This window comes from Saccharothrix sp. ST-888 (genome assembly GCF_000955975.1).
Classification (GTDB): Bacteria; Actinomycetota; Actinomycetes; order Streptomycetales; family Streptomycetaceae; genus Kitasatospora.
Genome location: NZ_JYJF01000085.1, coordinates 1 through 13,340 on the forward strand (window position 1 = coordinate 1; position 13,340 = coordinate 13,340).

Genomic DNA, 13,340 nt, shown 5'->3' on the forward strand with positions numbered 1-13,340 from the left:
CTGGTCCAGATCCCGGTGCACGTCCCGGTCAACGTCTGCGGCAACACCGTCAACGTGATCGGCCTGATGAACCCGGCCGCCGGCAACTCCTGCGCCAACACGGACCCGGCCAGCAACTGCTGAGACGCCCAAGCCGTGTACCAACTGCCCCTCGGCCCTTGGCCGGGGGGCAGTCCGCTTCGGTACGGCCACCCGCAACGGTCGAACCATTGCGACCGATCCCACCGAACAGAAGGACTCGCCCCATGCCTCGAATCACCGGCGGCACCGGCCTGTTGACCGCGCTGGGTGCGGCACTGCTGCTGGGCGCCGCGGCCCCAGCCGCTTCCGCCGCTCCCGAGACGGGCGGCACCGCACTGCCGGATCCGTCCGCCCGGCTGCAGAACATCGCGGTGGCCCCCGCCCTGGAAGGGGCCACCGGCGCACTCGGGTATGCCGTCAAGCCCGCCAAGGACATGCGGATCGACCCGTTCGCGCAGTCCCCCACCGATGTGCTCAACAACGGGGTCTCGGTCGAGCCGGACAACGGCCTCAAGCCCATCAGCAGCTCCGTGCTCACCAGGCCGCTGAGCGACGGAGGCGGCGCCCGGGACCTGCCGCAGGTCGGCCCACTGCTCGGCGTACTACCCGGCTGAACCGGAAACCACGGAGCCCGGCACCACCCCCTAGCGGGTGGTGCCGGGCTCCGTGTCACGGCGGTGCGGGTGCCAGCTCCCGCACCGCGGTTGGGGGTCCACCGGGGTGCGAGGAACTGTACGAAGCGCAAGGAGACCGGGTTCAGCCGGGCCCGGTGGGCAAGGACGGCTTCCGTCTCGCGCATGCAGTCGGCCAGGACAGGCCCCAGCTCCTGCGGGTTCTCCCCGCTCTCCGGGAGGTTGTCCCTGAGATGGGGCCCGCCCAGGGCGGCCTAGGCTTGGGTCCGGTCCAGGACACTGGTGCCGGCGCCCGCCACGGTAGCCGCCAGCCTCTCCACCGCTTCGGTGGCCGAGACGCGGTCGTCCTGCCCGCCGAGGGTGACCGCGGCGCCCGGGACGGTCCGGATCGGCTTGGTGATCAGCTGCGGCTTGATCTCACCGAACTCCACCGCGCCGTTGCCCTCGACGTAGGAGACCGGCTGGCCGAGCGCAAGGGCCGGTCCTGCGGCCTTGATCGGGGCAGCCGGGACGTCCACCCTCAGGTCGCCGAGCCTGGTGCTGCGGTCGACGACCGGCAGCGGCAGATCCGCCTGGGCGGAAGGGCCGACCTTGCCGGCGGTGAGCGAGGGGACGACCTCGTCCGGAAACATCTGACGGTCGGCCTGCTTGCCGGGGACGGGCGCCATCACCGGCGAGATCGGGATGCCACCGCTGATCCTGCCGCCCTCGGGCAACAGCGGAAGCTGATCGGCGTCCGTGCCAAGCGGGATCTCGAAGGGCACCTCCTGGGCGGCCAGGCGGTCCTCCAGATCCGCGACCTGACTCTGCGTAACCGGCGCTGCGGCGGCGGCACCCTGGGTCGCCAGGACACCCGCGCCGGCCGCCAGCAGGAGTGCGCCGGCCCGCTTCGAGAGCTTCATGCTATTCACCGTTCTGCCTGGGGATCATCGCTGCAGTCTGCCTAAACGAACCACGCCCGTCCTGGAATGCGCGACTCAACCGGTATGGCCTAATAATCCGACCGCCCGGCATCAGGTCGTACGGTGGAAGGCCGGACCGCGGTGTACCCGCGGTCCGGCCTTCCGCCGCCTGCGCCGTGCTACCCGAGCATCCTGGCGGCCTCGACGGCCCAGTAGGTGAGGATCGACTCGGCGCCCGCGCGGCGGATCGAGGTGAGCGTCTCCATGATCATGCGCTCGCGGTCCACCCAGCCCTTCGCGGCGGCGGCCTCGATCATCGAGTACTCGCCGGAGACCTGGTACGCGGCGACCGGCACCGGGGAGGCGTCGGCGATCTGCCGCAGGATGTCCAGGTAGGCCATGGCGGGCTTGACCATCACCAGATCGGCCCCCTCGGCGAGGTCCTGCTCCAGCTCGCGCAGCGACTCCCGGGCGTTGGCCGGGTCCTGCTGGTACGCCTTGCGGTCGCCCTTCAGCGAGGAGCCGACCGCCTCGCGGAACGGGCCGAAGAACGCGGAGGCGTACTTGGCGGTGTAGGCGAGGATGCCGACGTCCTGGTGGCCCGCGTCATCCAGGGCCCGCCGGATCACGCCGATCTGACCGTCCATCATGCCGGAGGGCCCGACCAGGTGGACGCCCGCCTCGGCCTGGACCAGGGCCATCTCCCGGTACCGCTCCAGGGTGGCGTCGTTGTCGACGCTGCCGTCCTCGGCGAGCACCCCGCAGTGGCCGTGGTCGGTGTACTCGTCCAGGCACAGGTCGGACATCACGACCAGCGCGTCGCCGACCTCCGAGACCACGTCCCGGATCGCCTGCTGCAGGATGCCGTCCGGGTTGGTGCCCTCGCTGCCAATCGCGTCCTGCACCTTCGGCACGCCGAACAGCATGATGCCGCCCAGGCCCGCCTCCGCCGCCTCGACGGCGGCCTTCCGCAGCGTGTCCCTGGTGTGCTGGACCACACCGGGCATCGACGTGATCGGCTTCGGCTCGGCGATGCCCTCGCGGACGAAGGCGGGCAGGATCAGCTCGGCCGGGTGCAGGCGGGTCTCGGCGACCAGGCGGCGCATCGCCGGGGTCGAGCGCAGCCGGCGCGGGCGTACGTACGGGAATTCAGCGGACACTGGGCATCTCCGAACGGGTGCGAAAAGCCCGGGGAGGCAACGTGCCTCCCCGGGCGGGGTTTCAGCGGGCGGCCTTGCGGCGTGAACCCGGGCGACGCTCGCTGGGACGGTAGACCGGCTCGCCGGCGGCGAGGGCGGTGTCCCGGCGGCCGGCGCCGAAGTCGGCCAGGGCCTGGGCCAGCGCGGTGGCGGACGGCGCAGGCGCCATCACGTCGACCCGCAGGCCGTGCTCCTCGGCGGTCTTGGCGGTGGCCGGACCGATGCAGGCGATGATCGTGACGTTGTGCGGCTTGCCCGCGATACCGACCAGGTTGCGCACGGTCGAGGACGAGGTGAAGAGCACCGCGTCGAAGCCGCCGCCCTTGATCGCCTCACGGGTCTCGGCCGGCGGCGGCGAGGCGCGCACGGTGCGGTACGCCGTCACGTCGTCCACCTCCCAGCCGAGCTCGACCAGGCCGGCCACCAGGGTCTCGGTGGCGATGTCGGCCCGCGGCAGCAGGACGCGGTCGATCGGGTCGAAGACCGGGTCGTACGGCGGCCAGTCCTCCAGCAGACCGGCGGCGGACTGCTCACCGGACGGCACCAGGTCGGGCTTCACACCGAAGTCCACCAGCGCCTGGGCGGTGGTCTCGCCGACCGCGGCGACCTTGATCCCGGCGAACGCCCGGGCGTCCAGGCCGTACTCCTCGAACTTCTCCCGCACCGCGCGCACCGCGTTCACCGAGGTGAAGGCGATCCACTCGTAGCGGCCCGTCACCAGGCCCTTGATCGCGCGCTCCATCTGCTGCGGCGTGCGCGGCGGCTCCACAGCGATGGTGGGCACCTCCTGCGGCACCGCGCCGTAGCTGCGCAGCTGCTCGGAGAGGCCGTGCGCCTGCTCCTTGGTCCGCGGGACCAGGACGTTCCAGCCGAACAGCGGCTTGGTCTCGAACCAGGAGTGCGAGGAGCGGTGCGCGACCTGCTCGCCGACCACGGCTATCACCGAGGTCGCCGGGTCGACCGGGGCCGACACCGGCGAGGGCAGCACCCGGGCCGCCTTCAGCTCGGCCGCGATGGTGGCCAGCGTGGAGGTGAAGGTGCGCTGACGGGTGGTGGTGCCCGAGAGCGTCGCACAGAGCGCGGACTCCGGCTTGCGGCCGTTGGCCACCAGGGCACTCGCGGTGGCGGGCAGCTGGCCCAGCGTGGTGCGGACCACCAGGGTGGTCTCGGGCGCGCCGAGGTCCACCGGGGCGCCGGCCAGCAGGGTCGCGCCGTCCACGAAGCGGACGTCGGCACCCTGGCGGCCGCGCAGCGGGACACCCGCGTACGCCGGGACACCGACCGACTGGGCGACGCCCGGGATCACCTCGAACGGGATCTCGGACTGCGCGCAGAGCAGCATCTCCTCGGCGGCGCAGCCGTCCAGGCCGGGGTCGCCGTCGACGGTGCGGACCACGTGCTTGCCCGCCCGGACGGCCTCGGCGACCAGCCTGGCCACGTCGAGGTCGCTCTCCTCGGCCGGGTTGTGCACCTGGACGCCCGACGGGCAGTGGGTGCGCACGGCGGCCGCGGTGAGCGGGTCGGCGATCAGGATGTCGGCCGAGGACAGCTCGTCGACCGCGCGCAGGGTGAGCAGCCCGGGGTCGCCGGGGCCCGCACCGAGGAAGGTGCAGCGGCCGGTCGGGGCGGCCGGAACGGCGGCAGCAGCAGACGGACTAGTGGCGGGGCTCATACTCCTGCCCTCTCTTCGCTCGGGCAGTGGCTTCGCCAGGCCCCATACTTTCCGGTTCGCTCGCTCCGCTCGCTCACAGGGCTCGCTCCCCCATCAGGTTGGCCGCTCCCGCGTCGAGCAGCCGGGCGGCGAGGGCGCGGCCGAGGGCCACCGCCTGCCGCTCGGCGGTCTCATCGAGGACGAGCGGACCGTTGGCGGTCATTCTCAGCAGGGTGGCACCGTCGACGGTGCCGACCACGCCCTCCAGCAGCAGTTCGCTGCCGTCCCAGGTCGCGAGTGCCGCGACGGGGGCGGAGCAGCCGGCCTCCAGGGTGGCCAGCAGGGCGCGCTCGGCGGCCACGGCGGCCCGGGTGGGGCCGTGGTCGAGCGCGCTCAGCGCGACGGCGAGGTCGGCGTCCACGCACTCGATGGCGAGGGCGCCCTGGCCGGGGGCCGGGAGCATCAGCTCGGTGTCGAGGTGCTCGGTGATCTCGGCGGCGCGGCCGAGGCGGTTGAGCCCGGCGGTGGCGAGGACCACGGCGTCCAGCTCGCCGTTGCCGACGAAGCCGATCCGGGTGTCCACGTTGCCGCGGATGGCGACGGTCTCCAGGGTGACGCCGCGGGCCGCGGCCCAGGCGTTCAGCTGGGCCATCCGGCGCGGCGAGCCGGTCCCGATCCGGGCCGGCCTCCCGGCTCCGGCGAGCTTCTCGACCAGCTCGGACAGCGCGAGTCCGTCGCGGGCGACCAGGGCGTCACGGACGTCCTCGCGCTCGGGGACGGCCGCGAGGACGAGGCCCTCGGGGGCGGCGGTCGGCAGGTCCTTGAGGGAGTGCACGGCGAAGTCGATCCGGCCCTCCAGAAGCGCGTCGCGCAGGGCGGAGACGAAGACGCCGGTACCGCCGATCTGGGCGAGCGCCTCCCGCGAGGTGTCGCCGTAGGTGGTGATCTCGACGAGCTCCACGGGGCGCCCGGTGACCCGGGTCACCTCGCGGGCGACCATGCCGGACTGGGCCATGGCGAGGGCGCTGCGGCGGGTGCCGAGGCGCAGAGGCTGCGTCGACTCGCCCTGAGTGGTGCTCAGTTGACCATTCATGAGGTGATCGTCCCGGTCGTGCTGATGGGCTGGCTGGGGGTTCATCTGGCCGCTCCGGTGGACGGAGTGGCGCCGGCCTGGGCGGCGGGGATGCCGCCCGCCGGAACGCTGGCGCCGGCCTGCGTCCCGATCGGGGTGCCGGAGACAGCGTGCACCGCCGCCGGGTCCAGGTCGAACAGCTCGCGCAGCGCGTCGGCGTACCCGGCACCGCCGGGCTCGGCGGCGAGCTGCTTGACCCGTACGGTCGGCGCGTGCAGCAGCTTGTCCACCACGCGGCGGACGGACTGCGTGATCTCGGCCCGGGAACGGTCGTCCAGGTCGGGCAACCTGGCCTGCAGACGGGCGAGTTCGCTGCTCACCACGTCGGAGGCCATGGCCCGCAGGGCGACCACGGTGGGGGCGATCCGGGCGGCGCGCTGGGCGGCGCCGAAGGCCGCCACCTCGTCGGAGACGATGGTGGTGACGGCGTCCACGTCCCCGGCGCCGGGGGTGGCGGCGTGGGCGTGGGAGAGGCTCTCCAGGTCGACCAGCAGGGCGCCGGGAAGCTCGTGCACCGCGTGGTCCACGTCGCGCGGCATGGCCAGGTCGAGGAAGGCCAGCAGAGTGTCGCCGCTGCGCGCGGCGACGGCCGCCGCGACCTGGGCGGCCGGAACGACCACTCCGGCGGCGCCGGTGCAGGAGATCACCAGGTCGACGTCGGCCAGCGCCTCGGGCACCTTGGCGAAGTCCACCGTACGGGCGCCCAGGTTGGCGGCCAGCCGTTCGGCGCGCTCGGGCGTGCGGTTGGCGATCAGCAGGTCGGTGACACCGGAGCGGACCAGGGTGGCGGCGGCCAGCGAGCTCATCGAGCCCGCGCCGACCACCAGCGCCCGCTTGCCCGCGATCTCCCCGGCGGCGATCCCCAGGCCGGCGGCGATCCGCTCCAGGCCGAAGGTGACCAGCGACTGCCCGGCCTTGTCGATCCCGGTCTCGCTGTGGGCGCGCTTGCCGACCCGCAGGGCCTGCTGGAACAGCTCGTTGAGCCCGCGCCCGGCGGTGTGCTCCTCCTGCGCCTTGGCCAGCGCGTCGCGCAGCTGGCCGAGGATCTGGCCCTCGCCGACCACCATCGAGTCCAGGCCGCAGGCCACCGAGAAGAGGTGGTGGACGGCGCGGTCCTCGTAGTGGACGTACAGGTGGGCGGTCAGCTCCTCCAGGTCCACCCCGCTGTGCTGGGAGAGCAGTTGGGAGAGCTCCGCGACGCCGGCGTGGAACTTGTCCACGTCCGCGTAGAGCTCGATCCGGTTGCAGGTGTTGACCAGGGCGGCCTCGCCGACCGTCGCGGACGCGGCGGCGGCGTGCAGCAGGCGGGTGGGGACCTCACCGGTCAGCGCGGCGCGCTCCAGCACCCCGACGGGTGCCGTCCGGTGGCTCAGCCCGACGACGAGAAGACTCATGCCCGCCCCTTGCGCATCCGGGTGCCACAGCTGCTGGTCCTGCTGCCGCAGGTGTCGATACCGCTCACGCCGGCATCACCGCGGAGAGATCGCCGTCGGTGCCCTTGGGCGCGGTCTTGCCGCCCTTGGCGGCCTCCGCCCTGTCGCCGCGCTCGGTGCGCTCCGCCTTGGCGGAGCCGCCCGCGGCGCGGCGGAGCTTGGCGGCGGCGGCGCGCACCGGGCCGGGCGCGCGGTCCAGCACGGAGTCGCCCGGGGTGGGCTCCTCGCCGGCCTTGCGCTGCTCGTGGAAGGCCAGGATCTGCAGCTCTATGGAGAGGTCCACCTTGCGCACGTCCACGCCGTCCGGGACGGTCAGCACGGTCGGCGCGAAGTTCAGGATGCTGGTGACACCCGCCTCGACCAGCCGGTCGCAGACCTGCTGTGCGGCGCCCGGCGGGGTGGTGATCACACCGATGGAGACCTGCTGGCTCTCCACGATGGCTTCCAGCTCGTCCATGTGCCGCACCGGCAGGCCGGCGGCACTGCTTCCCACCACGGTCGGGTCGGCGTCCAGCAGGGCCGCCACCCGGAAGCCACGGGAGGCGAAGCCGCCGTAGTTGGCCAGGGCGTGCCCCAGGTTTCCGATGCCGACGATGACGACCGGCCAGTCCTGGGTGAGGCCCAACTCACGGGAGATCTGGTAGACGAGGTACTCGACGTCGTAGCCGACCCCGCGGGTACCGTACGAGCCGAGGTAGGAGAAGTCCTTGCGCAGCTTGGCCGAGTTCACCCCGGCCGCGGCGGCGAGCTCCTCGGAGGAGACCGTCGGCACCGAACGCTCGGAGAGCGCGGTGAGTGCCCGCAGGTACAGCGGGAGTCGGGCGACCGTCGCCTCCGGGATGCCCCGGGCACGCGAGGGTCGGCGCGCGGCGCCCTGGTCGGGCGTCTGCGAACTGCTCTGGGTGGATCGGCCGATTGCCACGGTGCTCCTGTAGGTGAAGCTGGGCTTTGACAGCCAGGCTATGCGTTTGTGAACGTGTGCACAAAGATGGTGTCCGATTTGTCCCCGCACAGTGATGCGCATCACGTCGGGTGCCGTGCCCGGCATCACTCGCCGCCCAGCGACGTACGGACCAGCCCCGGGGACTGAACGCCCTGCGGCCACGGGCCGAACGGGGCCTCCCTGAGCACCAGCGGCAGCCGCTCGGACCGGCGGTGCGACAGCGCCCGCCGCAGCCTCGGCCACGGCACGGTGGCCGCCTCCCGCAGCGGGCCCGCCCACTCGGTCAGCGCGCACGAGGGTGTCCGTATGCAGTGCCGCAGCAGGTCGGCGGTGGCGCGGGCGTCGCCCAGCGCCGAGTGCGCCGGGTACCGGCCCAGGCCCGCCGCCGCCACACAGGCCGCCAGGCCGTAGCCGCCCGCACCCGGGATGTGGCCGCGGGCCAGGCGCATCGTGCAGAGCAGTGGGACGGGCGGCAGCGGGACGCCGATCCGGGCGAACTCCCGCCCCAGGAAGGCGTTGTCGCAGCTGACGTGGTGACCCACCAGCACCCGGCCGGCCAGCAGCTCCAGCAGGTGCGGGGCGACCTCGCGGAACCGGGGGACGCCGACCACGTCGTCCTGGGTGATCCGGTGCACATGGGTCGGGCCGACCGGGCCCGCCGGGTCGATCAGCGTGGCGAACTCGCCCTCGACCCGCAGCTGCCGATCCAGCAGCACCACCGCGACCTCCACCACCCGGTGGCGCCACGGGCTGCGGCCGGTGGCCTCGACGTCGACCACCGCATAGCCGCACCGGGCGGGGGCGTTTCGGCTGAGAAGCACGCGCGCTCTCCTCCGTCTCCAGCCCCCGACGGACAAAACCACTCGATCGTAAGCCGACCGAACGGGTGGGTCGAGTGAAGATCTCCGATCACCGGCCCCCGGGCATCGCCCGCAGGGGCAGTGCTCAGGCCGAGAGCGCGGCGCGCAGGCGGCGCTCGTCCACCCGCCAGAAGTCGTGCTGGCGGCCGTCGATGAGGGTGACCGGGATCTGCTCCGCGTAGCTGCGGTAGAGCTCCGGGTCCTGGGTGATGTCCTTCTCCTCGAAGGTCGCCCCCGTCTCCCCGGTCACCCGCAGGATCGTCTCGCGGGCGTCGTCGCACAGATGGCAGCCGGGCTTGCCGATCAGGGTGACGGTACGGTCGGCCGGGTTCTTCGGGGCGCGTCGCAGCAGTGGGCTCACCCGGCCCATTGTGCTACCGCGCCGCCCGGGGTCGGCAATGGGGCGGACGTGCGGCGTTTACCCGTCCTGCACACCGTCGTCACGGGGAGATGCGGCCCGGCTGACTATGCTCGGTGCCATGGCCGCGCTTCGAAGGCTCCACCAGGCAGGGCGTACCTCCACCGAGCGGACCGCCCTGGCGGGCGAGGCCGCCGCCGACGCGGCAACCGCCGCCCTCAACCGGCCGACCGGCCTTGACGACGCCGGGCGGTCCGGCACCGCCGCAGCCGCCGGAGCGGACCGGCCCGCCCAGGAGCCGAAGCGGCCCAGGCCCCCGAAGGCCCCCGTCGAGGACCACACCCCGACCCCGGGCGACCCGCAGGCCGCCGCCTTCTTCGACTGCGACAACACCATCCTGCGCGGCGCCGCGATCTTCTACCTGGGCCTCGGCCTGTACCGGCGCAGGTTCTTCACCCGCCGCGACGTGGCCCGGTTCGCCTGGCAGCAGACCTGGTTCCGGGTGCACGGCAGCGAGGACCCGGCCCACATCTCGGACGCCCAGGACACCGCCCTCGCCCTGGTCGCGGGGATGCGCACGGCCGACCTGGAGCAGATCTGCGAGGAGATCTTCGAGCCGGTCATCGCGGAGAAGATCTGGCCGGGCACCCGGGCCCTGGTGCACATGCACCAGGACGCCGGCCAGCAGGTCTGGCTGGTCACCGCGGCTCCGCAGGAGGTGGCCCGGATCATCGCCCGCCGCCTCGGGATGACCGGCGCGCTGGGCACCGTCGCCGAGACCGCGGACGGCGTCTACACCGGCCGCCTGGTCGGCGGACTGCTGCACGGCCCGGCCAAGGCCGCGGCGGTCGGCGCGCTGGCCCGCCGCGAAGGGCTCGACCTGGCCCGCTGCGCGGCGTTCAGCGACTCGGCCAACGACATCCCGATGCTGACCCTGGTCGGCCACCCCTACGTGGTGAACCCGGACGCCGCGCTGCTGCGGCACGCCCGCGCGATGGGCTGGCGGGTCCGGGACTTCAGGACCGGACGCAAGGCCGCCAGGACCGGCATCCCGGCCGCGGCCGCACTCGGGGTGCTGGCGGGCGCGGCGGCCGCCGCCGTCGCGATCCGCCGCAGGCACTACGCCTGAGCCTCCCGAAGGCCGGGGCGGGCCACCCGAGGCCGGGGCGGGCCGGCCCGGCCCCGGGACGCCACCGGCTGTACGCCGGGCTGACGTTGCGTCAGCCCGGACGGCCCGGCACCACCGCCGAGGTGTCACCCGCAGGCGTCATCCTGCGAGCCCGGCCCGCCGGGCCGGTCACGCTTACGAGCTAACCCGCCGTCACCGAGCGCAGCCTTCGGGTCGGTTCGGCCGTGACCGAATCCGATCGTTCGACGACTTGGGAAAGTCTGGGGTTGCCGGGGCTCGCGGCCGGGAAACCCCGTTCCCTGCTTACGAATCGGTCACGTAGCGTGCACGGTCGATCACATTGAGCCGAGCGGCTGACGGCACGCCCGGTCAGTTCCAGCTGAATATGCACGAGAAGCGGATCTCAAACGACCACTTCGACCACAGGGTGTAGCTGTCATTGCACAAAGCGTTATTCTCTCCTGGATGCACGCCACCCATGCGTCCCCGTGACGGGTGCCCTGGGAGATGTGCGCTCCGCGCAGGCGGAGGTGATCCGTCCACAGTTCTGCCTCTGGGAGTCCCGTGTACCCACCCGTCCGGAACGACGCGCCTGCCACCTCCCGCCCGTCGTCCGCCACCCTGCGCCCCGGCCCCGGTACACACAGCTGGCACAGCAGGCGGCTCGACCGACTCTGGGACGCGATCCGCGAGTTCGAGCTCTACCTGCCCCAACCGGCCCTCGCCGGGCCCGCGTTGGCTGCCTCCGCCGGACCGGCCTTCGCCGGGCCCGCCGCCCAGCGGCCGGGGGCGCTGCTGCGCTCCACCACGACCAGCGGCCCCGGCACCCGCAGCCGTACCGCCGTCGGCGGCACCAGCCGCAGCCGCGCCAGGACCGCGCCCAACCCCGGCGTCGAGACCGAGCACAACCCGATCATGGACCTGGTCGAGCGGGCCCAGAACGGCGAGAGCGAGGCGTTCGGGCGGCTGTACGACCACTACGCGGACACCGTCTACCGGTACATCTACTACCGGGTCGGCAGCCGGGCCACCGCCGAGGACCTCACCAGCGAGACCTTCCTGCGCGCGCTGCGCCGGATCGGCACCTTCACCTGGCAGGGGCGGGACTTCGGCGCCTGGCTGGTGACCATCGCCCGCAACCTGGTGGCCGACCACTTCAAGTCCAGCCGGTTCCGGCTGGAGGTCACCACCGGCGAGATGCTCGACTCCAACGAGTGCGAGCGCAGCCCCGAGGACTCGGTGCTGGAGTCGCTCTCCAACGCCGCGCTGCTGGAGGCCGTCCGGCGGCTCAACCCGCAGCAGCAGGAGTGCGTCACGCTCCGCTTCCTGCAGGGGCTCTCGGTCGCCGAGACGGCCCGCATCATGGGCAAGAACGAGGGCGCCATCAAGACTCTCCAGTACCGCGCGGTGCGCACCCTCGCCAGACTGCTGCCCCCCGACGCACGATGAGCGACATGTGGTGAGCCCGGCCGTCCCGGCCGGCGTGTCCGACGCGCCGTCACCGTGCGCGCAGCACTTCGGACACGTCCGGGTGAATGGGCGGTCACATGATCAGTCGTGCGTAACCGACTCCCGGCACTGCTCGTTGGCCAGCGTGCAAACCCCCACCGGGCCCACGGTCAAGCAAGTTCAGGCCTCGTCACCCGATGGAGTGTTTTTGGCCCGCCGTGGCAACCGTCCGGCAGGCCGGGGTGTCGACAACGACGAAGGGAGGTGTGGCCCGTGACGGCAAACATGCTGGAGCACCGCCGGGCGAGGGCCTTCGCCGAGGCGCTGGAGGCCCACCGAGCAGAGACCAGACCAGGCAACAGCCCAGCCGGCGACGGCCCACTGGGCAGCGGCTCGCCGGACAGCGGCCCCGAGCGCGGTTCCACCGCGATGGCGGAGCTGCTCGGCATGGCTCAGGCGCTCGGATCGCTGCCCGCACCGGAGCTGAGCAGCGAGGCCCGATCACTCCAACGCGCCCAGCTGATGGCCGCGTTCGAGCGGGAGTGGGCCAGTGGCACGGCGCACGGCGGCGGTCCGGTGGCCCGGGTGCCGCAGCAGCGGCGGCACCGGGCGGTCCGGGCCATCCGGGGCAGTCGCTGGGGCCGGCGGCTGGCGATCGGCGGCCTGGTCGCCGGAGTCGCGGTCGGCAGCTTCGCCGGTGCCGCCGCCGCCAGCTCCAACGCGCTTCCGGGAGACGCGCTCTACGGGATGAAGCGCGGCCTGGAGGGCATCCGGCTGGACTGGGCCGGTTCGGACGCCGAGCGCGGTTCGCTGCTGCTCGACCAGGCCTCGACCAGGCTGGAGGAGGCACAGGGCCTGCTCGGCCGGTCGAGTACGCCGTCCGGGCTGAGCTCGGGCACGGTCGACCAGCTCCGCCGGGCGCTGGACGACATGCACGCCGAGGCCATCCGCGGCAGGGAGTTGCTGCGCTCGGTGTACCGCAGCAACGGCTCGCTGGCCCCGATGCGCACGCTGGCCACCTTCGCGGACGGCGAGGACGACCGCTGGGTCGCCCTGCAGAGCCGGCTGCCGCAGCAACTCACCAGCCAGGCGAGCAGGGTGGACTCGCTCTTCGACGAGATGAGCGAGGACGTCGCCCCGCTGCACCTGGAGCAGCCGCCCCTCAAGGGCTCCCCCGGCCCCGGTGGCACGGCCGACGGCACGGACCGGCAGTCCCCGGGCAGTTCGGCGGCGGATCCGTCCCAGGGCGGCGCTGCGCACGGTTCGGCGAACCGGCCGGGCACGTCCGGCAGCTCCAACGCCACCACCGGCGGCGGCGCTTCGGCACCGGGCACGGCGCCCGGCCCGGTCGGCGGCCTGGTGGACCAGCTGACCAGCGGTCTCACCGGCCACGGCGCCACCCCCAGCGCCCCCGCCCCCGGCCGTCCCGGCAAGCCGGCCGGCCCGTCCTGGCCGTCGCAGTCGCCGAGCGGCGCCTCCGACGGCCAGGGCATCGACGTCCCGCCGCTCATCCCCGGTCTCCTCCCGGGCCTGACCCTGGGCTGAGGTCCCGACCCGCAGGAGATGGCCGTGAGTTGGCACACTCACGGCCATCTGCGGTTTTCCGGGGCACCCCTCGGGGCGCGGGGAGC

General features: G+C 73.3%; 13 protein-coding genes. 5 read left to right on the top strand and 8 right to left on the bottom strand.

Translation table 11 applies throughout. From position 1 onward, the window contains the following. Nucleotides 1-15: 15 nt before the first annotated feature. Together UK12_RS38380 and UK12_RS23525 are read left to right on the top strand one after the other, a co-directional pair. Complete coding sequence (locus UK12_RS38380) at nucleotides 16-123, top strand: chaplin (protein WP_442973844.1); 108 nt, start codon at nucleotides 16-18, stop codon at nucleotides 121-123. Nucleotides 124-245: 122 nt separating this feature from the next. Then, nucleotides 246-635: a hypothetical protein gene (locus tag UK12_RS23525; RefSeq protein WP_045305104.1), complete on the top strand. Its 390-nt coding sequence runs from the start codon at nucleotides 246-248 to the stop codon at nucleotides 633-635. A 272-nt stretch (nucleotides 636-907) separates the two neighbouring features. On the opposite strand, the gene UK12_RS23530 is transcribed toward UK12_RS23525, so the two are convergent. The 8 genes from UK12_RS23530 to UK12_RS23565 form a co-directional block, all read right to left on the bottom strand. After that, on the bottom strand, nucleotides 908-1,555 hold the full coding sequence (locus UK12_RS23530) for a hypothetical protein (protein WP_045305105.1): 648 nt from the start codon (nucleotides 1,553-1,555) through the stop codon (nucleotides 908-910). Between the two features lie 179 nt (nucleotides 1,556-1,734). Continuing rightward, nucleotides 1,735-2,715, bottom strand: a complete 981-nt coding sequence (hemB, locus tag UK12_RS23535) for a porphobilinogen synthase (protein WP_045305106.1) — start codon at nucleotides 2,713-2,715, stop codon at nucleotides 1,735-1,737. Nucleotides 2,716-2,776: 61 nt separating this feature from the next. Beyond that, a complete protein-coding gene (locus UK12_RS23540; protein ID WP_045305107.1) occupies nucleotides 2,777-4,426 on the bottom strand; it encodes a uroporphyrinogen-III synthase in 1,650 nt (549 codons plus the stop codon). A gap of 73 nt (nucleotides 4,427-4,499) precedes the next feature. After that, complete coding sequence (gene hemC / locus UK12_RS23545; protein ID WP_045305127.1) at nucleotides 4,500-5,498, bottom strand: hydroxymethylbilane synthase; 999 nt, start codon at nucleotides 5,496-5,498, stop codon at nucleotides 4,500-4,502. Between the two features lie 41 nt (nucleotides 5,499-5,539). Continuing rightward, on the bottom strand, nucleotides 5,540-6,931 hold the full coding sequence (locus UK12_RS23550; protein WP_045305108.1) for a glutamyl-tRNA reductase: 1,392 nt from the start codon (nucleotides 6,929-6,931) through the stop codon (nucleotides 5,540-5,542). A 64-nt stretch (nucleotides 6,932-6,995) separates the two neighbouring features. Further along, a complete protein-coding gene (locus UK12_RS23555) occupies nucleotides 6,996-7,892 on the bottom strand; it encodes a redox-sensing transcriptional repressor Rex (RefSeq protein WP_269432042.1) in 897 nt (298 codons plus the stop codon). 125 nt (nucleotides 7,893-8,017) lie between these two features. Further along, on the bottom strand, nucleotides 8,018-8,734 hold the full coding sequence (locus tag UK12_RS23560) for a 3'-5' exonuclease (RefSeq protein ID WP_045305109.1): 717 nt from the start codon (nucleotides 8,732-8,734) through the stop codon (nucleotides 8,018-8,020). A gap of 124 nt (nucleotides 8,735-8,858) precedes the next feature. After that, nucleotides 8,859-9,134, bottom strand: coding sequence for a glutaredoxin family protein (locus UK12_RS23565; RefSeq protein ID WP_082119886.1), 276 nt, complete (start codon nucleotides 9,132-9,134; stop codon nucleotides 8,859-8,861). 118 nt (nucleotides 9,135-9,252) lie between these two features. Between UK12_RS23565 and UK12_RS23570 the strand changes: the two genes are divergently transcribed. The 3 genes from UK12_RS23570 to UK12_RS23580 all read left to right on the top strand — a co-directional run bounded on the left by UK12_RS23570 (nucleotide 9,253) and on the right by UK12_RS23580 (nucleotide 13,254). Further along, nucleotides 9,253-10,260 carry an HAD family hydrolase gene (locus tag UK12_RS23570; RefSeq protein WP_045305129.1) on the top strand — a complete coding sequence of 336 codons (1,008 nt, stop codon included), beginning with the start codon at nucleotides 9,253-9,255 and terminating at the stop codon, nucleotides 10,258-10,260. Between the two features lie 915 nt (nucleotides 10,261-11,175). Beyond that, complete coding sequence (locus UK12_RS45140; protein WP_197085119.1) at nucleotides 11,176-11,709, top strand: ECF subfamily RNA polymerase sigma factor, BldN family; 534 nt, start codon at nucleotides 11,176-11,178, stop codon at nucleotides 11,707-11,709. Nucleotides 11,710-11,982: 273 nt separating this feature from the next. Then, nucleotides 11,983-13,254, top strand: coding sequence for a DUF5667 domain-containing protein (locus UK12_RS23580; protein WP_045305111.1), 1,272 nt, complete (start codon nucleotides 11,983-11,985; stop codon nucleotides 13,252-13,254). Nucleotides 13,255-13,340: the final 86 nt, after the last annotated feature.

Coding starts and splice junctions, on each gene's coding strand:
- UK12_RS23525 (WP_045305104.1), top strand. CDS start 246: ATGCCTCGAATCACCGGCGGCACCGGCCTGTTGACCGCGCTGGGTGCG.
- UK12_RS23530 (WP_045305105.1), bottom strand. CDS start 1,555: ATGAAGCTCTCGAAGCGGGCCGGCGCACTCCTGCTGGCGGCCGGCGCG.
- UK12_RS23540 (WP_045305107.1), bottom strand. CDS start 4,426: ATGAGCCCCGCCACTAGTCCGTCTGCTGCTGCCGCCGTTCCGGCCGCC.
- hemC (WP_045305127.1), bottom strand. CDS start 5,498: ATGAATGGTCAACTGAGCACCACTCAGGGCGAGTCGACGCAGCCTCTG.
- UK12_RS23550 (WP_045305108.1), bottom strand. CDS start 6,931: ATGAGTCTTCTCGTCGTCGGGCTGAGCCACCGGACGGCACCCGTCGGG.
- UK12_RS23570 (WP_045305129.1), top strand. CDS start 9,253: ATGGCCGCGCTTCGAAGGCTCCACCAGGCAGGGCGTACCTCCACCGAG.
- UK12_RS45140 (WP_197085119.1), top strand. CDS start 11,176: ATGGACCTGGTCGAGCGGGCCCAGAACGGCGAGAGCGAGGCGTTCGGG.